The sequence below is a fragment of the Sphaerisporangium krabiense genome (assembly GCF_014200435.1).
Lineage (GTDB): Bacteria > Actinomycetota > Actinomycetes > Streptosporangiales > Streptosporangiaceae > Sphaerisporangium > Sphaerisporangium krabiense.
Window position 1 is genome coordinate 6253385 of record NZ_JACHBR010000001.1, and the last position, 19793, is coordinate 6273177.

At 73.9% G+C, this 19793-nt stretch carries 16 protein-coding genes; 10 read left to right on the plus strand and 6 right to left on the minus strand.

The window, feature by feature from the left end; genetic code table 11:
- Nucleotides 1–23: 23 nt before the first annotated feature.
- Together BJ981_RS27395 and BJ981_RS27400 are read left to right on the plus strand one after the other, a co-directional pair.
- Nucleotides 24–1172: a sensor histidine kinase gene (locus BJ981_RS27395; RefSeq protein ID WP_184615121.1), complete on the plus strand. Its 1149-nt coding sequence runs from the start codon at nucleotides 24–26 to the stop codon at nucleotides 1170–1172.
- Nucleotides 1169–1885 (plus strand): response regulator, encoded by a 717-nt coding sequence (locus BJ981_RS27400; protein ID WP_184615123.1) that lies wholly within the window; start codon nucleotides 1169–1171, stop codon nucleotides 1883–1885. The genes BJ981_RS27395 and BJ981_RS27400 overlap by 4 nt, the downstream gene beginning before the upstream one ends.
- On the opposite strand, the gene BJ981_RS27405 is transcribed toward BJ981_RS27400, so the two are convergent.
- Entirely contained in the window at nucleotides 1850–2974 is a 1125-nt protein-coding gene (locus BJ981_RS27405; RefSeq protein ID WP_204070410.1) for an alpha/beta hydrolase family protein, read from the minus strand. The two genes, BJ981_RS27400 and BJ981_RS27405, sit on opposite strands and share 36 nt — an antisense overlap.
- 760 nt (nucleotides 2975–3734) lie before the next feature.
- On the opposite strand from BJ981_RS27405, the gene BJ981_RS27410 reads away from it, so the two are divergent.
- The 3 genes from BJ981_RS27410 to BJ981_RS27420 all read left to right on the plus strand — a co-directional run bounded on the left by BJ981_RS27410 (nucleotide 3735) and on the right by BJ981_RS27420 (nucleotide 7803).
- Nucleotides 3735–4721 (plus strand): DUF418 domain-containing protein, encoded by a 987-nt coding sequence (locus BJ981_RS27410; RefSeq protein ID WP_239139409.1) that lies wholly within the window; start codon nucleotides 3735–3737, stop codon nucleotides 4719–4721.
- Nucleotides 4722–4818: 97 nt separating this feature from the next.
- Nucleotides 4819–6270 (plus strand): MFS transporter, encoded by a 1452-nt coding sequence (locus BJ981_RS27415; protein WP_184615127.1) that lies wholly within the window; start codon nucleotides 4819–4821, stop codon nucleotides 6268–6270.
- A 96-nt stretch (nucleotides 6271–6366) separates the two neighbouring features.
- On the plus strand, nucleotides 6367–7803 hold the full coding sequence (locus BJ981_RS27420) for an MFS transporter (RefSeq protein ID WP_184615129.1): 1437 nt from the start codon (nucleotides 6367–6369) through the stop codon (nucleotides 7801–7803).
- A gap of 255 nt (nucleotides 7804–8058) precedes the next feature.
- On the opposite strand, the gene eda is transcribed toward BJ981_RS27420, so the two are convergent.
- The 4 genes from eda to zwf are packed head-to-tail and all read right to left on the minus strand — an operon-like array spanning nucleotide 8059 to nucleotide 13179.
- Nucleotides 8059–8673 carry a bifunctional 4-hydroxy-2-oxoglutarate aldolase/2-dehydro-3-deoxy-phosphogluconate aldolase gene (gene eda, locus BJ981_RS27425; RefSeq protein WP_184615130.1) on the minus strand — a complete coding sequence of 205 codons (615 nt, stop codon included), beginning with the start codon at nucleotides 8671–8673 and terminating at the stop codon, nucleotides 8059–8061.
- Nucleotides 8670–9713 (minus strand): glucokinase, encoded by a 1044-nt coding sequence (locus BJ981_RS27430; protein WP_184615132.1) that lies wholly within the window; start codon nucleotides 9711–9713, stop codon nucleotides 8670–8672. Before BJ981_RS27430 ends, eda begins: the two co-directional genes overlap by 4 nt.
- Nucleotides 9710–11647 (minus strand): phosphogluconate dehydratase, encoded by a 1938-nt coding sequence (edd, locus tag BJ981_RS27435; protein WP_184615134.1) that lies wholly within the window; start codon nucleotides 11645–11647, stop codon nucleotides 9710–9712. The genes BJ981_RS27430 and edd overlap by 4 nt, the downstream gene beginning before the upstream one ends.
- Nucleotides 11644–13179 (minus strand): glucose-6-phosphate dehydrogenase, encoded by a 1536-nt coding sequence (gene zwf, locus BJ981_RS27440; protein ID WP_184615136.1) that lies wholly within the window; start codon nucleotides 13177–13179, stop codon nucleotides 11644–11646. The genes edd and zwf overlap by 4 nt, the downstream gene beginning before the upstream one ends.
- Nucleotides 13180–13331: 152 nt before the next feature.
- Between zwf and BJ981_RS27445 the strand changes: the two genes are divergently transcribed.
- Entirely contained in the window at nucleotides 13332–14597 is a 1266-nt protein-coding gene (locus BJ981_RS27445; RefSeq protein ID WP_184615138.1) for an ROK family transcriptional regulator, read from the plus strand.
- Here the strand turns inward: BJ981_RS27445 and BJ981_RS27450 are convergent.
- Nucleotides 14515–15240: a DUF2470 domain-containing protein gene (locus BJ981_RS27450; RefSeq protein ID WP_184615140.1), complete on the minus strand. Its 726-nt coding sequence runs from the start codon at nucleotides 15238–15240 to the stop codon at nucleotides 14515–14517. The two genes, BJ981_RS27445 and BJ981_RS27450, sit on opposite strands and share 83 nt — an antisense overlap.
- 94 nt (nucleotides 15241–15334) lie before the next feature.
- Between BJ981_RS27450 and rpsD the strand changes: the two genes are divergently transcribed.
- The 4 genes from rpsD (at nucleotide 15335) to BJ981_RS27470 (ending at nucleotide 19787) form a co-directional block, all read left to right on the plus strand.
- A complete protein-coding gene (gene rpsD / locus BJ981_RS27455) occupies nucleotides 15335–15949 on the plus strand; it encodes a 30S ribosomal protein S4 (protein ID WP_184615148.1) in 615 nt (204 codons plus the stop codon).
- 195 nt (nucleotides 15950–16144) lie between these two features.
- Complete coding sequence (locus tag BJ981_RS27460; protein WP_204070411.1) at nucleotides 16145–17869, plus strand: helix-turn-helix domain-containing protein; 1725 nt, start codon at nucleotides 16145–16147, stop codon at nucleotides 17867–17869.
- Nucleotides 17870–18000: 131 nt separating this feature from the next.
- Nucleotides 18001–18933: an ABC transporter ATP-binding protein gene (locus BJ981_RS27465; RefSeq protein ID WP_184615155.1), complete on the plus strand. Its 933-nt coding sequence runs from the start codon at nucleotides 18001–18003 to the stop codon at nucleotides 18931–18933.
- Nucleotides 18930–19787, plus strand: coding sequence for an ABC transporter permease (locus BJ981_RS27470; RefSeq protein WP_184615157.1), 858 nt, complete (start codon nucleotides 18930–18932; stop codon nucleotides 19785–19787). The genes BJ981_RS27465 and BJ981_RS27470 overlap by 4 nt, the downstream gene beginning before the upstream one ends.
- Nucleotides 19788–19793: the final 6 nt, after the last annotated feature.

The following is a 19793-nucleotide window of genomic DNA, read 5'->3' on the forward strand; positions in this document are numbered from 1 at the left end:
GCCTGCCCGTCTAGGGTGGGCGCATGGCCGAACGGCGTCCCTTGATCGCGCGCAGGCTGCGACCGGGACACTGGGTCGCCGTCGACGCGTTCGCGGCGGTTGTCCTGGCCGCCGGGTTCTCGGTGTCGGCGGTGCTGGTGCCGGAGTCCGCCCGGGTGCCGCCGTATCCGGCCGTGCCGGTGATCGCGCTGGCCTGCCTGCCCCTGGCAGGGCGGCGCCGGTGGCCGGTGCCGGTCTGCGCGCTGGTCCTGGGGGCGGCGATGTTCGCGCCGTTCGCCGGGTGGGAGGAGGCGTTCGTGCCCTTGGCGGTCGCGCTGCACGCGGTGGCGCTGCTGGAGGCACGCCGGACGGCGGTGGCGGCGCTGGTGGCCGCGCTGGCGGTGACCGCCGCCGGCGCCGCGATCGGCTCGCCCTCGTGGACGGAGGCGGTGCCGGGGTGCGGATTCGCCTGGCTGGCGCTCGGTCTGGCGTGGACCGTCGGGCTTGCCGTACGGGAGCAGCGCGCGTACGCCGCGCAGGCCGTCGCACGGTCGGCGCAGGCCGCGGTTACGGCGGAACGGCTGCGCATGGCTCGTGACGTGCACGACGTCGTCGCCCACAGCATGGGCCTGATCTCCATGCGGGCCGGCATCGCCAACCACGTCGCCGCCACGCATCCCGAGGAGGCGGGTGAGGCCCTGGCGATCATCGAGGAGACCAGCAGGAAGGCGCTGGCGGACCTGCGCAGCCTCCTCGGTCTGCTCCGGGACGCCTCAGGGGACCGTGACGGTCCGCCGTACACGCCGGACTCGCTGCGCGAGCTGGTCGCGGCGATTCCGGCCGGCGACGTACGGGTGGAGCTCGACATCGAGCCCGGTCTCACGCTCGGCGACGAGGCGGCCCTCGTCGTCTATCGCCTCGTGCAGGAGTCGCTGACCAACGTGCTCAGACACGCCGGCCCGGCCCGATGCCGGGTGGCCGTCGGCATCCGGGCGGAGCGTGAGCTGGTGGTCGAGGTCGTCGACGACGGTCGCGGGGGTGCGCCGCGTGCGGGGGGTCACGGGCTGGCCGGGCTGGAGGAGCGGGTGATCCTTTACGGGGGAACGTTCTCGGCGGGACCGGAGCCCGGAGGTGGCTTCGGCGTTCGCGCGAGGCTGCCGTTGCCAGGCGGTTCCGGGGAGGCCGAGAGGTGAGCACGTTCACGGTGCTGGTCGCCGAGGACCAGGCGTTGCTGCGCGCGGGGCTGCGCAGGCTGATCGACACCGCCCCCGACCTGGAGACCGTCGGCGAGGCCGGGACGGGGGAGCAGGCTGTGGAGGCGGCCCTGCGCCTCCGGCCCGACCTGGTGCTCATGGACGTCCGCATGCCCGGCCTCGACGGGATCAAGGCCACCGAGCTGATCCGGGCCGACCCGGTGACCGCCGGGACGCGGGTGGTGATGCTGACCACGTTCGATCTCGACGAGTACGTCTATGGGGCGTTGCGGGCCGGAGCCAGCGGATTCCTGCTGAAGGACACCCGGCCGGGCGACCTGCTGGAGGCGCTGCGCATCGTGGCGGAAGGACAGGCGCTGCTGGCCCCGTCGGTCACCACGCGACTGATCGGCGAGTTCGCCCGGCGCGAGCCCACCGGAATCCCGGCCCGGCTGGCGGCGAGGCTGACCCGGCTGTCCGGCCGGGAGCGGGAGGTGCTCTCGCTGGTGGCTCGAGGGCTGACCAACCCGCAGATCGCCGAGCGACTCGGCATCGGGCAGGCGACGGTCAAGACCCATGTCCGCAGCCTCCTGGCCAAGCTCGCCGCGCACGACCGGGCGCAACTCGTCATCGCCGCCTACGAGGGCGGCGTGGTCACGGCCGACAGGCAGGTGCCGTCAGCGGCGGTAAGAGACCTCGGGGAAGGCGGCTGACGGGCCCCGCAGCAACGCCTGCGGACGGCCGCGCAGGTTCTGCTCGAAGAAGGCCGGCGGGTAGGCGCGCTGGAAGGCCAGCGCCCGCTCGGCCGGGATCGTGCCGACGACCTCCTTGAGCTGCTCCTTTCCCAGCCCCAGCGGCTCGGCCGCCATGGGGATGAGCAGGGCGTCGTCGCCGAAGGAGTTGTGCGCCGCCCCCTTGAGCGTCACGTTGAGCCGCCAGCCCCGCAATCCATCCCAGAAGGTGCGCAGCGTCGGATTGGTCGCCATGCCGCCTTTCCCGTCGGTGTCGACCACCATGTACGGCCGGTCGAGACCGGACTGCGCGACCTTGCCGAAGACGGCGCCGTCCAGGCCGAGCCCGGCCTTGATCCGAGGGTCGGCGTACATGGCGGAGGAGGTGGCCGCGCCGCCGAGCGAATGCCCGAACATTCCGATCCGCGCCAGGTCGAAGAGCGGCTTCCCGTCACGGCCGGGCAGCTTCTCCTCCAGGGAGGGCAGGCTGTCCAGGACGAAACGCACGTCGGCCACCCGGACGTCGACCGCCTTGGCGAAGTCGGTCAGCTCGACGCCCGCCTCCACCCGGCCGCCGGGGAACTCCACCACCGCCGCGTCATAGGGGTGATCGACGGTGACCACCGCGTATCCCCGGCTGGCCAGCTCCTCGACGACGCCGGTCCCGTACGCGCGCGAGGCGTTGGCGCCCGGCGAGTACAGGACGACCGGCAGTCTGCCCAGGCTCGTGTCGGCGGGCGCGCCTTCGTGGCCGTCGGTCCTGTCCAGTAACACCGAGCCCGGCTCCAGGTCGTTCATCTCCAGGTACCGCTCCGCCGCCGCCTTCGGCATCCAGGGGGCGACCGGGTGGGCCTGCACGTCCCGGGCCGGGTACCACAGGCTGACCATCAGCTCCCGCTTCCTGCCGGAGCCGTTCCAGGGATCCGGGCGGGACTGATCGACCAGGTGGACCGAGACGGTCCCCACCGGATGCGGTCCCGTCGGCTTTGGCACCGTCAGGCGCTGCGGCGGGATGGAGCCGCATCCGGCCAGAGCGAGGACCAGGGCGGTGATGATGAGTGCGCGTTTCACCTCATTCACGGTGCCAGCCGGGTACCGCCGCCGCCTCTGGCGTGAGGAGGACCTCCCGCTCAACCCAGGAAGGTAGAGCCGGATGAGGATCGTTGTCAGGGATGGTGCTCACGAACGAACCGCGCCCGAGCCCAGGACCTGCCGGCGACCTGATCCATCACCATGGTGCTGACTGCTTTGGCCCTCGCCTGCGAACACGTGCCACGAAGGCACCCGCACGGCGGAGGTAGAAGATCACCCGTTGGTCCATGTCGGCTCCGTGATCACGGACTTCCAGCGTCGGCGCCATGTCTCCGCGCCGGTGACACCGAGCCGGCCTCGGTGTCACCGGCGCGGTCGTCTCGCTCTCTACGCCGCCGGCTCGTCGATTCCGGCCTTTCATCCGCCTCGGGCCAGGCCGTCGGCTCCTGCTCCGGAAGCGGCCAGAAGTACGATCTCGCCCGCCGTGAACCCTGCTTCCGGCCGGTGCCGCCGCCGTTCCCGGCCCGCACCATGGATGCCCATGTCCCGTGAAGAACTCCCTCCGGACCACCGGCTCCGGCGACGCCCCGATGGGCCCCGGCCCGACGACCCCGCCACTCCCGTGCCGGATCCGCCCACGTCCGCCGGTCCCGTGCCGGGGTCGCCCGGTGCCGCTGCTCCTGTGTCAGGGGCGTCCGGTTCTGCCGCTCCCAGGGCGGGAGCGTTCGGTGTCGTCCCCGACGCGGAACGACCGGCCGCCGTCGCGGGAGAGCCGCGTCCGGGTGGGCGTGCCCGGATCGTGGCGCTGGACGTCGTCCGAGGGGTCGCGCTGTGCGGGATTCTCGTGGCCAACGTGAAGCCGATCGCGCACATGGTCCACGTCGGGTCGGCCGCCGAGCCGGTGGTGGCGGCGCGCGCGGACGACGGGTGGCTCGGGCTGGGGCTGTTCGTCGACCAGCGCTTCTTTCCGATCTTCTCGTTGCTGTTCGGCGTCGGGTTCTCGCTGCTGCTGGAGTCCGCGCGGGATCGTGCCGCGCGGCCGCGGCTCATCCTGGTGCGCCGGCTGCTGGCGCTGCTCGCCGTCGGTCTGGCGCACATGTTCCTGCTGTGGCGGGGCGACATCCTGACGATCTACGCCGTCGCCGGCCTGCTGGTGCTGCTGCCCTCGACGTGGCTGCCGCGCCGGGCCGTCGCGGTGCTGGCCGTGGTGCTCATCGCGGCGCCGCCGATCCTCGGCGCCAACGGCATCCCGCTGGTGCCGGGCCTGTTCCTGCTGGGCTCGGCGCTGACCAGGTACGGCGTGGTCGACCGGATCGAGCGCTCCACCCGCGTCCCGGCCGCGCTGGGCCTGCTCCTCGTGGCGGGCGCGGTGCCCGTCACGTGGCTGCAGATCCGGTCCGGGGCCTCGGGGGCGGACGGTTTCAGCTCCTGGTTCGGCCTCGCCGGGCTGCTGACGGCCGGCGTCTACGTGTGCGCGCTGCTGCTCCTGCTGCGGACGCCGCTCCGGCCGGCGCTCGTGGGCGTCTTCGCGCCGCTCGGCCGGATGGCGCTCACCAACTACCTGTCCGCCACGGTCCTGGTCCTGCTGGCCGCCCGCCTCGCCGGCGGCGACCCGGACGGCTGGTCCACGGCGACGGTGCTCCTGCTCGCCGCGGCGATCCTCCTCGCCCAGTGGGCGGCGTCCACGCGGTGGCTGCGCCGCCACCGCCAAGGCCCCCTGGAGTGGCTCTGGCGCTGGGCCACCTGGGCCCGCCGCCCGCCGCTGCGGCGGGGAACCGCTGGTTAGGGCGGGGATCGGACGGGCAGTGGGTTCGCCATCATCGCTGCCGGGGCGGGCCTGTCGGGGGTCTGTTCCGGCATGCCTGGACGTGAGGCGGGTCGCCATGGATAGTGTGCGCACGCTGGTGCCGGCGCGGCTGGATCGGTTGCCGTGGTCGGGGTTCCATACCCGGCTGGTGCTGGCGCTCGGGGTCGCGTGGGTGCTGGACGGCATGGAGATCACGATCGCCAGCGCGATCGGGTCGGTGCTGCAGGAGCGGCAGACGCTGGGGCTGACGGCCGTGGAGGTGGGCTTCACGGCGACCGTCTACCTGATCGGCCAGGTGGCCGGCGCCCTGGTGTTCGGGCGGCTGTCGGACCGTTTCGGCAGGCGGAAGCTGTTCATCATCACCCTGGCCCTCTACCTGGCGGCCAACGGCATCACGGCGTTCTCCCCGAACCTGGCGTTCCTGCTGTTCTTCCGGTTCTTCGCCGGAGCCGGCATCGGCGGCGAGTACGCGGCCATCCACTCGGCGATCGACGAGCTGATCCCGTCCCGCTACCGGGGCCGGGTGGACCTGGCCGTGAGCGGCACGTACTGGCTCGGCGCGATCATCGGCACGGCGAGCACCTACATCCTGCTGAACCCCGACCTCCTGCCCATCGACCTCGGCTGGCGCCTGGGCCTGCTGATCGGCCCGGTGCTGGGCGCGATGATCTGGGTGCTGCGCCGCCACCTGCCCGAGAGCCCGCGCTGGCTGCTCATGCACGGCAGGCACGAGGAGGCCGAGCAGGCGGCCGAGATGGTCGAGCGCGCGGTGGCCGAGAGCGGCAGGCCGCTCCCGCCGGTGGACGAGAGCAAGGCGATGGAACTGCGCCCGCACGGCTCGCCGACGTACCGGGAGATCCTCAAGGTCGTCTTCCGCGAGTACCCGACCCGTACGATCCTCGGCCTGACCATGATGATCAGCCAGTCGTTCCTCTACAACGCCATCTTCTTCACCTACGTCATCGTGCTCGGCGCCTTCTACGGCGTCTCGGCGAGCGACGCCTCCAAGTTCATGCTGGCCTTCGCCGTCGGCAACCTGGCGGGCCCGTTCGTGCTCGGCCACCTGTTCGACACGGTGGGACGCCGGGTGATGATCACCAGTACCTATGTCACGTCGGGGGTGCTGCTGGCGATCACGGGCTGGATGTTCAAGGAGGGCATGCTCACCGCGACCACCCAGACGATCCTGTGGTCGGTGATCTTCTTCATCGCCTCGGCGGCGGCCAGTTCGGGCTATCTGACCGTCAGCGAGCTGTTCCCGCTGGAGATCAGGGCGCTGGCGATCGCGCTGTTCTTCTCGGTGGCGCAGGGGTTCGGCGCGCTCGGCCCGACGATCTTCGGCGCGCTGATCGGCGACCAGGACCACCCCGACCCCACCCGCCTGTTCTACGGCTACCTGTTCGCCTCGGCGCTGATGGTGGCGGGCGGCGTGGTGGCGTGGTTCTTCGCGGTGAACGCCGAACGCCGCTCCCTGGAGGACCTGGCGCCGTCGCTGTCCATGCGCGACGCCCGGCACGCCACCACCTGAGGACAGGCCACGGCTCCGGCGCCGCGCGCGCCGGAGCCGTCCCGCACCGGTGCGGGACCGGGCGTCCAGGGTGATCGGCCGATACGCTGGGTGATCATGGGGGAGGTCGTCCGGAGTCTGGTGCCCGCCCGGCTGGACCGTCTGCCGTGGTCGGGGTTCCACACCCGGCTGGTGCTGGCGCTCGGGGTCGCGTGGGTGCTGGACGGCATGGAGATCACGATCGCGGGGGCGATCGGCTCGGTGCTGGAGGACCGGCGCACGCTGGGCCTTTCGGCGTTCCAGGTCGGGCTGACCGCGACGGTGTACCTGGCGGGCCAGGTCGCGGGGGCGCTGTTCTTCGGGCGGATGTCGGACCGGTTCGGCCGGCGCAAGCTGTTCGTGCTGACCCTCGGGCTGTACCTGGCGGCCAACGGCGTCACGGCGTTCTCCCCGAACCTGGCGTTCCTGCTGTTCTTCCGGTTCTTCGCCGGGACCGGCATCGGCGGCGAGTACGCGGCCATCCACTCGGCGATCGACGAGCTGATCCCCGCCCGGTACCGGGGTCGGGTGGACCTGGCGGTGAGCGGGACGTACTGGCTCGGCGCGATGATCGGCACGGCGAGCACCTATGTCCTGCTGAATCCGGACATCCTGCCGATCAACGTGGGGTGGCGCGTCGGCCTGCTGATCGGCCCCGCGCTCGGCGCCGCCATCTGGACGCTGCGCCGCCACCTGCCCGAGAGCCCGCGCTGGCTGCTCATGCACGGCCACCCCGAGGAGGCCGAGCGGGCCGCGGCGTCGGTGGAGCGCGCGGTGGCCGCGAGCGGGCGCCCGCTGCCGCCGGTGGACGCGAGCAAGACCCTGGAGATCCGCCCGCGCGGCGCGCCCTCCTACGCCGAGATCGCCCGGGTGCTGGTCCGCGAGCACCCCCGGCGCACGGTGCTCGGCGCCACCCTGATGATCAGCCAGTCGTTCCTCTACAACGCGATCTTCTTCACCTACGTGCTCGTGCTCGGCACCTACTACGGCGTCACCCCGCACGACGCCTCCAAGTACCTGTTCGCGTTCGCGCTCGGCAACCTCGCCGGGCCGCTCGTGCTCGGCCACCTGTTCGACACGCTGGGCCGCCGGGCGATGATCTCCGGCACCTACCTGCTGTCGGGGGCGCTGCTGGCGGGGACGGGGTGGCTGTTCAAGCAGGGCGCGCTCACCGCCACCACGCAGACCCTGCTGTGGTCGGTGATCTTCTTCTTCGCCTCCGCGGCGGCCAGCTCGGGTTACCTGACCGTCAGCGAGCTGTTCCCGCTGGAGATCAGGGCGCTGGTCATCGCGATGTTCTTCTCGATCGCCCAAGGGTTCGGCGCGCTCGGCCCGGCGATCTTCGGCGCGCTGATCGGCGAGCCCGGGCACGCCGACCCCGACCGGCTCTTCTACGGGTACGCGTTCGCCGCCGCCATGATGATCGCCGCGGGGCTGGTGGCGCTGGCGCTCGCCGTGAACGCCGAGGGCCGGTCGCTGGAGGACCTGACCCCGCCCCTGGCGGCCCGCGGCTGAGCGCGGGCCCGCGGGCGCCGGGTGAGGCGCACGCGGGCCCGTGATCCATGAACGTCGCATCGGGTCACGGCGACCTCCATGGTCGTTCGCCCGGCGCCCGAGGGAGGAGGGGCGCGGACGAGGTCATGGCCGGCGTGACGGGGCGAAGCGGGAACATTCCGGCCACCGGGCGGTCACCCCGCCCGGACGCCGGCCGCTTCGCCGATCACGCGGCGCCTAACCGTACCCTGGCGCGGACCCGGCCCGCGCACCAGGTCAGGCGCGCAGCGCGGCGGCCTCCGCGGCGAGCTTCTCGACGCGGGTGTAGTCCCCGGCGGCGAGCGCGTCGGCGGGGGTCAGCCAGGTGCCGCCGACGCAGCCGACGTTGGGCAGCGCCAGGTACTCGGGGGCCGTCTCCGGGCGGATGCCGCCGGTCGGGCAGAACCGCACGCCGGGGATCGGCCCGGCCAGGGCCTTGAGGTAGGCGACGCCGCCCGCGGGGCCCGCGGGGAAGAACTTCAGCTCGGTCAGCCCGCGCTCGGCCAGCGCCAGCACCTCCGAGGCGGTCGCCGCGCCCGGCAGGAACGGCAGGCCGCTGCCGTCCATGGCGTCGAGCAGGGCGGGCGTCGCGCCGGGGCTGACCAGGAACCGCGCGCCCACGCCCGCGGCGGCGGTCACGTCGGCCGGCGTGCGCACCGTGCCCGCGCCGACCACGGCGTCCGGCACCTCGGCGGCGATGGCGGCGATGGCCGCCAGGGCCGCGGGCGTGCGCAGCGTCACCTCGATGGCCGGCAGCCCGCCCGCCACCAGGGCGCGGGCGAGGGGGACGGCCGCCCGCGCGTCGTCGACGACCACGACGGGGATGACGGGGGCGAGGTCGAGGATGCTCACGGGGTGGTGCTCCTTGCGGTGAGGGCGGTCCGGCCCGGCGCGGTGGCGGCCGGGCCGGAGGCGGTGGGAGAGGGGAGGGCCGCCCGCTGGGCGAGCCAGGCCGCCGCGCCGGTCAGCGCGGGCTGTTCGGCGACGATCGCGGTGGTGGCGATGCCGGTCAGGTAGCCGGACAGGACGAGGTTGGCCTCGAACCGGCGCCGGAAGTCGCTCGCGCGGATCCGTTCGACGATCCTCGGCACGATGCCCCCTCCGAGATAGACGCCGCCCCTGGCCCCCAAGGTGAGCGCGACGTTGGCCGCGAAGCTCCCCAGCAGCCCGCAGAACACCTCCACCGTACGCGCGCACAGCGAGTCGTCGAGGCGCGCCACGACCTCCGAGGCGGGCAGCGGGGCGGCGCGGACGCCCTCCACCAGCGCGAGCCCGTGCCGCAGCCGGGTCAGGCCCGGCCCGGACAGCAGGTGCTCGGCGTCCACGAACGGCATCCCGTCGGCACGCAGCGCGCGCACGACCTCGTACTCCAGCTCGGTGACGGCGGGCGCGGAGACGTGGCCGCCCTCGCCGGGCACCGGCACCCAGCCGCCGCGCGCGGGCACCAGCCCGGCCACGCCGAGGCCCGTGCCCGGGCCCAGCACGGCCTTCACCATGCCGGGCGCCGGGTCGGGCCCGCCGAGGGCGGCGAGGTCGGCGCCGTCCAGGCGGGGCAGGGCCAGGGCGAGCGCCTCGAAGTCGTTGAGCAGCTCGACGTGCGGGATGCCGAGGTCGTTGACCGAGCCCGACCAGCCCGCGTTGGTGCACCGGTAGCGGTCGGCGTTGACCGGGCCCGCGACGGCCAGGCACGCCGCCGCGGCGCGCACGCCCACGTGGCCGGCGAGGTAGGCGTGGACGGCGCCGGGCAGGCCGTCGTGCTCGGCCCCCGGGAGCACGACGACCCGCTCCGGACGTCCACCCGGCCGGGTCACCAGCCCGAAGCGGGCGTTGGTGCCGCCGACGTCGGCGACCAGCCAGGGAGCCTCCGGCGTGGGAGGCGGCGGCGGGCTCACGCGCCGCTCGCCGCGAACGCCGCGGCCTCGCCGGCACCGAGGGCCGTGGACGCCGCCGCGCCGCCGGTCTCGCCGGCCGTGGGCGTCGCCCGGCCCTCCGCGCCGCTCGGCGCGAAGATGCCGCCGCCGCGCTCGGCCGGTCCCGCGGCGTGGCGGAAGACGGCGAACAGCTCGCGTCCGGTGCCCACCCACTCCTCGTCCGTCAGGGGCCGGCCCGCGGGCGTGCGGGCGGCCAGCTCGGCGGCCGGGACGAGCAGGTCCAGCGTGCCGGCCGCCGCGTCCAGCCGCAGGAGGTCGCCGTCGCGCACCAGCGCGATCGGCCCGCCGTCGGCGGCCTCGGGCGACAGGTGGATCGCGGCGGGCACCTTGCCCGACGCCCCCGACATGCGGCCGTCGGTGACCAGCGCCACCCGCTGTCCCCGGTCCAGCAGGACGGCCAGCGGCGGGGTGAGCTTGTGCAGCTCGGGCATGCCGTTGGCGCGCGGCCCCTGGTAGCGGATGACCGCGACGAAGTCCTCGCCGTCCAGCTCCCCGGCCTCGAACGCGGCCAGCAGCTCGGACTGGTCGTCGAAGACCCGGGCGGGCGCCTCGACGACCAGGTGCTCGGGCCGGACGGCCGACACCTTGCTCACCGCGCGGCCCAGGTTGCCGCTGACCATGTGGATGCCGCCGTCGGCGGAGAACGGCTCGGACACCGGGCGCAGCACGTCGAGGTCGCCGCTGCCGGTGGTCCGTTCCTCCCAGACCAGCGCCCCCTCCTTGAGGGCGGGCGCGCCGCGGTAGTGGCCGAGGCCGCGCCCGGCGACGGTCAGCACGTCCTCGTGCAGCAGCCCGGCGTCGAGCAGGTCGCCGATCAGCGCCTGCATGCCGCCCGCCGCCTGGAAGTGGTTCACGTCGGCCTGCCCGTTGGGGTACATCCGGGTCAGCAGGGGGACGACGCCGGACAGCGCCGCCAGGTCGTCCCACAGCAGCTCGACGCCCGCGGCGGCGGCGATCGCGACCAGGTGCAGGGTGTGGTTGGTGGACCCGCCGGTGGCCAGCAGCGCCACGGCCGCGTTGACCAGCGCCTTCTCGTCCACCACCTCGGCGACCGGCGTGTAGGCGGCGCCGTGCGCGGTGATCTGCACGACCCGCTCGGCCGCGGCCGCGGTCAGCGCGTCGCGCAGCCCGGTGCCGGGGTTGACGAACGTGGCGCCCGGCAGGTGCAGGCCCATGACCTCCATGAGCACCTGGTTGGAGTTGGCGGTGCCGTAGAAGGTGCAGGTGCCGGGGGAGTGGTAGGAGCGCGCCTCGGCGTCCAGCATCTCCTCGCGCCCCACCTTGCCCTCGGCGAACAGCTGGCGCGTGCGCGCCTTGACCTTGTTGGGCAGCCCGGACGGCATGGGACCCGCGGGGACGAAGACGGCGGGCAGGTGCCCGAAGTGCAGCGCCCCGATGAGCAGGCCCGGCACGATCTTGTCGCAGACGCCCAGCAGCAGCGCCCCGTCGAACATGTCGTGCGCCAGCGCGACCGCGGTGGCCATCGCGATCACCTCGCGGCTGTAGAGGGACAGCTCCATGCCCGCGCGGCCCTGGGTGACGCCGTCGCACATCGCCGGCACCCCTCCGGCGAACTGCGCGACGCCGCCCGCCTCCCGCACGGCCCGCTTGAGGATCGCCGGGTAGGTCTCGAACGGCTGGTGCGCCGACAGCATGTCGTTGTACGCCGACACGATCGCCACGCCGGGACGCTCGGCGCCGCGCAGCGCGAGCTTGTCGGCGGGGGAGCAGGCGGCGAAGCCGTGGGCGAGGTTGGCGCAGCCGAGCGCCGTGCGCGCCGGGCCGCGCCGCCGGGCCTCGGCCGCCGCGGCGCCGACGCGGGCCAGATAGGCGCCGCGGGTGGCCGCGCTGCGTTCGGCGAGGCGCTCGGTGACCTCCTGGACGGTGCGGTTCACGGCAGGTCCTCCTCGTGCCAGGCGCGGCCGCTGCGGCCGAGCAGTTCGTGGGCGGCCACCGGGCCGCCGGTCCCGGCGGCGTACGGCTCGGGGAGGTCGCCGGCGGACTCCCAGGTGGCGACGATCGGGTCGATCCAGCCCCAGGCCGCCTCGACCTCGTCGCGCCGCATGAACAGGGTCGGGTCGCCGGCCAGCACGTCGGCCAGCAGCCGCTCGTAGGCGTCGGGGACGCGGGCGTGGAAGGTGTCGGCGAAGCTCAGGCTGAGCGGCACCGGCCGCGGGACCACCTCGCCGGCGCCCGGCTCCTTGGCCATGATCAGCAGGTGGATGCCCTCGCCGGGCTGCAGGCGCAGCACCAGCCGGTTGGGGACGCCCCCGGAGAAGATGGAGTGCGGCACGTCCTTGAACTGGACGACGATCTCCGAGCGGCGGTCGGGCATGCGCTTGCCCGTGCGCAGGTAGAACGGCACCCCGGCCCACCGCCAGTTCTTCACCTCGGCGCGGATCGCGGCGAAGGTCTCCACGTGCCGCGAGGCGTCCGTCGGGGGCGTGTCGTCCGGCTCGTCCAGGTATCCGGGGACGGCACGGCCGTCCACCCGCCCGGCTATGTACTGGCCGCGCACGGTGAACCGCGCCGCCTCGGTGCCGCTGATCGGCCGCAGCGACTGCAGCACCTTGAGCTTCTCGTCCCGGATCGCCTCGCGGTCGTTGCGCGACGGCGGTTCCATCGCGACCAGGCACAGGAGCTGCAACAGGTGGTTCTGCACCATGTCGCGCAGCGCGCCCGCGTGGTCGTAGTAGCCGCGCCGCCCGGGCGTGCCGACCGACTCGGCGGCGGTGATCTGCACGTGGTCGATCCACAGGGAGTTCCAGATCGGCTCGAGGAAGGCGTTGGCGAACCGCAGCACGAGCAGGTTCTGGACGGTCTCCTTGCCGAGGTAGTGGTCGATGCGGAAGATCTGGTGCTCGCCGAAGATGGCGCCGACCTCGTCGTTGATGTGGCGGGCGCCCGCGAGGTCGCGGCCGAGGGGCTTCTCGAGCACCACGCGCGAGCGCGGGGTGACAAGGCCCGCCCGGTCGGCGGCCCGGCAGAACGGGCCGAACGTCATCGGCGGGCTGGCGAGGTAGAAGACCCTGCCGGTGTCCTCGCGCCCGGCGAGCATGCGGGTGAGCCGCCCCCACCCGGGGTGGGCGGGGGCGTCCCGCCCGGCCGGGACGTCCGCGCACACGTGGTGCAGGCGGCGCAGGAAGCGGTCCCAGCCGGCGGCGTCGCCGGCGTGCAGGCCCGGCCGCACCTCGGCGTCGACCTTGCCGCGGAAGTCGGCGTCGTCCAGCCCGCCGCGGGAGACGGCGATGATCCGGGCGTCCGGCGCGAGCCGTCCGTCCCGGTCGCAGTGGTAGAGGGCCGGGAGCAGCTTGCGCATGGAGAGGTCGCCGGTGCCGCCGAAGACGACGAGGTCGGCCGCGTGCGCGACGGGGCGCTCGCGGCCGTCGGGTGGTGCGGCGGGCGGCGCGCTCGAGGGCTGAGGCACGGGAGGGGCTCCGAAGATCTGCCAAGTCTTTGCCAACCAGGACAGATCGGACAGTAGCCCGAACCTTTGGTCGCGCACAACCGCAGTTTTGACATTTAGGATGTGGAACTTAGGAACTTCTCATTACAAAAGTGTGTGGTTACACTTGGCCGATGGCTCGACGATCAGGCCCCGCGCTCGCCACCACCGGCGAAGTGCTCCGCCTCATCCGCGACGGCGAGGCCGTCACGCGGGCGGACATCGGCAGGGTGACCGGCCTCTCGCGTCCCGCCGTGGCGCTGCGCGTGGCCGAGCTGCTCGACCACGGCCTGGTCGTGGAGGACACCGAGGGCCCCTCCACCGGCGGGCGCCCGCCCGCGCGCCTGGCGTTCGACGCCTCCGGCGGCGTCGTCCTGGTCGCCTCGCTCGGCGCGAGCCGCACCCAGGTCGCGCTGTGCGACCTCGCCGGCGCCGAGCTGGCCCGCACGGACCTGGAGATCGACGTCGAGCGCGGCCCCGGCGTGGTGCTGCCCCTGGTCATGGACATTTGGGCGGACCTGCTCGACGGCAGGCCCGGCTCGGCGGTGCGCGGCGCCGGGCTCGGCGTGCCCGCCACCGTCGAGTTCGCCGCCGGTCGCACCGAGAGCGCCCGCGTCATGGCGAGCTGGACCGGCGTCGCGATCCCGCCGCTGATCGCCGCCCGCTACCCCGTGCCGGTCTTCGTGGACAACGACGTCAACGTCGTCGCGATGGGCGAGTACCGCGCCGCCTACGCCCGCGAGGTCTCCGACCTGCTGTTCGTGAAGGTGTCCACCCGCATCGGCGCCGGGGTGATCGCCGGGGGCGAGATCCTGCGCGGCGCGCTCGGCGCGGCGGGCGAGATCGGGCACATCCCCGTCACCGACGGGGGAGGGGTGCTGTGCCGGTGCGGCAACATCGACTGCGTCGACTCGGTGGCGAGCGGCACCGCCATCCTGCGCGACCTGCGGGCCCGCGGGCGCGAGGTCTCCTCGCTCGCCGACGTCGTCACCCTCGTGCGCGCGGGCGACGCCGAGACCATGACGGTCGTGCGCCGGGCGGGCCGCATGCTCGGCGAGGTGGTGGCGAGCGCCGTCAACATCCTCAACCCGGCCGTGGTGGTGCTCGGCGGCGACGTCGCCGAGAAGTTCCAGCCGCTGGTCTCCGGGGTGCGCGAGGCGGTGCACCGGCGCTCGACGGCCCTGTCCACCCGCAGCCTGCGCATCGAGCGCAGCCGTCTCGGGCCCGGCGCGGGCATCACCGGCTGCGCTCTCATGGTCATCGACCACATCCTGGCGCCCGAGGCGGTCGACGCCTCCCTCGGCGCCTCCCCGGACGTCAGCGCGACGAGTCCATCAGGTGGACCAGCGCGCGCTCCAGGTCACGCGGCCCGGCGGCCGGTCGCGGCCAGGGGATCCTGATCAGTGCGGGGGACTCGGCCCCGGTCCGCACGGTCGCGCCGTAGCGGTCCAGCTCCCACAGCCACGCCTCGGGCGCCGGCGCGCCGGTGAGCGCCTCGACGGCCCGGCGCAGCCCGTCCCGGTGGGCGGCGTTCACGTGGTCCAGCATGCTCTCGGCGGCGTCGAGGAACGGGTCGGGCCCGGTGCCCAGGTAGTCCTCGGCGTCCAGCATGCCCGACTCCTGGCCGGTCAGGTAGATCACGTACCCGACGTCCACACGGAACAGCCCCGGAGCGCGCGGACCGCCCTCCACCGCCGCGAACAGCGCCTCGTCCGGGCACCGCGCGGCCACCGCGACGGCCGCGTCCCTGGCCTCGGCGGCCGGCACCCGGCGGGCCCAGCCCTGCATCTTGAGCAGGCCGCGCGGGTGGTCCACGCCGCCGAGCGTGCGGGTGGCGGCCAGGTCCACGGTGACCACGACGTCCTCGGCGGCCGGGACCAGGTGCAACGGCTCGCCCGGCTTGACCAGCAGCAACGGCCGTCCGTCGCCGTCCACCCCGCCGCGCGTCGCGTGGGCCGAGCCGTCGAGCGAGACGTGGGTCGGCGCGGCGGACGTGGCGAGGCTCCGGATACGTTCGGAAATGGGAGGGACCGTCACGGGCATGGCGTGGCTCCTGGGGTCTTTCGCGTTCGTGGCGAGCCTCCCGCTAAGGTTAGGCTCACCTTAGTAAGGCTTACCTAATCACAGCGAGGTCATCGTGCGCTACACAGGACCCAAGGTGCGGCTTTCCCGCAGGGCGGGGATGCCGCTCACCCGCAAGGCGGTCCGCTACTTCGAACGGCGGCCCTACCCGCCGGGACAGCACGGCCGCACCACCAGCCGCCGCACCGCCGGCGACTACAGCCTCCGGCGGCTGGAGAAGCAGAAGCTCCGCTGGTACTACGACGTCTCGGAGAAGCAGATGCGCCGGTACTGGGACCTGGCCCTGCGCCGGCCCGGCCGCTCCGGCGCCGAGCTCGTCGCCATCCTGGAGAGCCGCCTGGCGTCCCTGGTGCTCCGCGCCGGCCTGGCGCCGTCCATCTACGCGGCCCGCCAGTACGTCACCCACGGCCACATCACCGTCGACGGCCGCAAGGTCGACATCCCCAGCTACCTGGTCAAGCCCGGCCAGACCATCGCCGTACGCCAGAAGTCCCGCGCGATGCAGCCCTTCGTCGCCGCCGCCGAGGGCCTCTACGCCGACGAGGTCACCGCCCCGTACCTGAACGTGGACCTCAAGGACCTGACGTTCACGTTGCTCACCAGACCGGAACGCCAGCAGATCCCGCTCCTGGTCGACGAACAACTCGTCGTCGAGCACTACTCCCGCTGAGCGCCCAGAGCGCCACCATGCGCGTGATCCTCGGGCTGGACGCGCCCACCGCCGGTGTCGTGGACCCGGGCGCCTTGAGATCGCCGGGCCACATGACACTGGCGTGAGCGATGTGTGTCCCGGCCGGCGAGTGAGATGCAAAGATTGGTGCGACCTGGGGGGGTTGCCGCGCTGGGGCGCGAGGGTGCCTGACGGGTGGGGGAAAAGATGCCGGAACTGGCCGCGCTCTTGCACGCGCTGAAGGAGCGCAGCGGTCGCAGCTACGCGGAACTCGCCGGCCGTTGTGGCGCGAGCGCTTCCACATTGCACCGGTACTGCCGGGGGCAGATCCTGCCGGACAGCTACGGGATGGTGGAGCGGATAGCGCTGGCCTGCGGGGCGAGCAAGGCGGAGTTGGCGGAGTTGTACCGGTTGTGGGCCCAGGCCGACGCCGCCCGCCTCGACGCCGGCCGCAAGCCCATCGCCGGCGATCCCTTGACCCCGGTGCCGGATCCGCCGCCGGTTCCTCCATCGGCCGCGGATCCGGCGGCGGGTCTCGCGGGCGCGGTGCCCCGCCCGCAGGACCCGGCGTCGACATCCGCCGTGCACGGCCGGCGCCCCGCCCTCGGCGGCCGCAGGCCGATGCACTTCATCGCCCTCGCCTGTGTCCTGGCCGCCGTGGTGATCATCAGCGTGGCCGCCTCCTCTCCGGCCGGGCGGACGGCCGGGCGCTCAGCGCCGCAACGGATTCCCGGCCCGGCCTGGTCGCAGCCCCCCACCGCGGTGGCCGCGGGGTTCTACGGCGTCACGATCAACAGCAGCAGCGGGGCCATGCCGACCTTCCGGGTCGGCGGGGTCCGATTATGGGACAGCGGAACCCTCTGGTCCCTGCTAGAACCGGCGCGCGACCGGTTCGACTGGACCACCCTGGACCGCCTCGTCGGCTCCGCCCGCCGCGCGAACCTCCCCGTGCTCTACACCTTCGGCGGCACGCCCCAGTGGGCGGCGCCGGACGCGCCGCTCGGCCCCTACCCCGACGGGTCACGCACGGCGCCCCCCGATGACCTGAAGGACTGGGTCCGCTTCGTCAAGGCCGTCGCCACCCGATACGCGGGCCGGATCGACGCCTACGAACTGTGGGCGTTCGCCCCCTCACCGCACTTCTACACCGGCGACGCCGCGACGCTGGCCCGCATGACGCAGCAGGCCGCCGCGGTCATCCGCCGCGCCGACCCGGCCGCGACCCTCGTGTGCCCCTCGATCGGGAACCTGTGGGAGCCGGCCTCCCAGCAGTTCCTGCGCGACTTCGCCGCGGCCGGCGGGTACCAGGTGTGCGATGCCGCGGGTGTGAAACTCGCCCCTCAGCACGACGGCGACACCCCCGAAAGCCTCGTCCGTCTCGCGGCCGTCATCGAGCGCACCTTCCATGAGGCCGGAGTGCATCCGCGGCTGTGGAGCACCGGGACCGTCTACCGAATCCCTCAGGATCGCAAACTGGACGAGGCGCACGCCATCGCGTACGCGGTGCGCTTCTACCTGATCGGGATGTACGTGCGATACGACCGCATGTACTTCTACAACTGGGGCGGCACGAAGATCCCGCTCGTGCTCCAGGCCGTGGGCGGACCACCGACCAGCGCGGCCCTCGCGGTCGGCACGCTCCAGCGCTGGCTGGCCGGCGCCCGGATCACCTCCTGTGGTCGCGGCTCGCCCGACGGGCCACCGGCACAGGTCTGGCAATGCCGGTTCGTGCTGGGCGGCGCGGCCGGCCGGAGACCTGTCCAGGCCGTCGTCCTCTGGACCGAATCGGGCACCGCCGCGGTGCCGGCCGATCCCGGCGCCGACACCATCCGATTCCTGGACGGACGCTCCATGCCCGCCCCGCGCACCCTGCGGATCACCGAACAGCCCATACTGATCACGATCCGGCCCGGCCGCTGACACCCCCGGCGCGCACCCGCGCGGCTCACAGAGACCTCCCAGGAACCGCCGCGGCGCGCGCAGGACCCCCCCAGCGAGATCACGCACACTCGGGACATGACACGACACACGCCTCGCCCGGGAACGGGCCGATGATCGAGGTGCGCCGGCTCGGCAAACGCCACGGCGACGTCCTGGCGGTGGACGGCCTGACGTTCGACGTCAAGCCAGGGGTGGTGACCGGCTTCCTCGGTCCTAACGGGGCCGGCAAGAGCACCACCATGCGCATGATCCTCGGACTGGACGCACCCACCGAGGGAACCGCCCGGGTGCTCGGATTCCGGCCCGCCGACCTTCCCGCGCCCATGCGGGCGGTCGGCGCGCTGCTCGACGCCGGCGCCGTCCACCCGCGCCGCACCGCCCGCGACCACCTCAGGTGGCTCGCGCTGAGCAACCGGCTGCCCGGCGGCCGGGTCGAGGAGGTGCTCGACCTCGTCGGCCTCACCGCGGCGGCCGGCCGCCGCGCGGGCGGGTTCTCCCTCGGCATGCTCCAGCGGCTCGGCATCGCCGCCGCCATGCTCGGCGACCCCGAGGTGCTGGTGCTCGACGAACCGGTCAACGGGCTCGACCCCGAGGGCATCGTCTGGATCCGCACGATGCTGCGCGACCTCGCCGCCGAAGGCCGCACGCTGCTGGTCTCCAGTCACCTGATGGCCGAGATGGCCCTCACCGCCGACCGGCTCATCGTCATCGCGCGAGGGCGGCTCGTCGCCGACACCACCGTCGACGCCTTCGCCAGGCCCGAGGGCGTCCTCGTGCGCACCCCGCACGCCCGCGCGTTCGCCCGCGCCCTGATCGCCTCCGGGGCCGCCGCCGTCCGGCACGACCACGACGCCCGCGGCGACCAGGACGGCGGGGAGCTGCTCGTGAGCGGCATGACCGCCGAGGAGATCGGACGGCTCGCCGCCGCCGAGCGCGTCGTCCTGCACGAGCTGGCACCCCGCCGCGCATCCCTGGAGGACGCCTTCATGGAGCTCACCCGGGACGCCGTCGAGTACGGCGCCGCGAACGGGGCCGTCCGATGACCGGGAACGCGTCCGCGACGGCGCGCGCGGAACGCCCGACGACCGAGACGGGACGCACGCGCGTCGCCCCGCACCGGCGGCCCGGCCTGGCCGACGCCGTCCGTGCCGAGTGGCGCAAGACCGCCACGATGCGATCCACCTGGATCACCCTCGTCGTCGCCGTCGCGCTCGGCGCCTTCTTCGGGGCGCTGTTCGGCGGCGCGGGCGCCACCGACTTCGCCAAGCTCACCGCCGCCGAGCGCGCAGCCTTCCACCCGGTGCCCGACGTCCGCGCGTTCCTCTTCGTCCACCTGGTCACCGGCTACGTGGGGCTGCGGGCGTTCACCGTCGAGTACGCCACCCGCACCATCTCCGTGACGCTCGCCGCGTCGCCGCGCCGGGGCCGGCTGCTCGCCGCCAAGGCCATCGTCTGCGCCGGCGTCACGCTGGTGGCGGGGTGGCTGTCGGGGTGCGCGGTCCTGTTCGCCGGCCGGGCGGTGCTGACCGCCAAGGACGTGCCGGTCAACGCCCTCGGCGAGCCCGGCATGATCCGCGTCCTCGCCGGGACCGGAGCGCTGCTCGCGCTGGTGAGCCTGATCGGGCTCGCGCTCGGCTGCCTGGTCCGCAACACGGCGGGCGCGCTGAGCGTCCTCGCCACGATGGGCATCCTGATCCCGGCCATGGCCCCGCTGTACCCTGAAGCGCCGGCGCGTCTCGTCCTCGGCTACTGGCCGATCACCGCGGGCCTGCGGCTGCTCAGCCTCGACGACGACCCCGCGCTGCCGGGCCCCTGGGCCGGGATCACCGTGACCTGCGCGTGGGCCGCGGCGCTGCTGCTCGCCGCCTACGTGGCCCTGCGCCGCAGGGACGCCTGAGGCCGC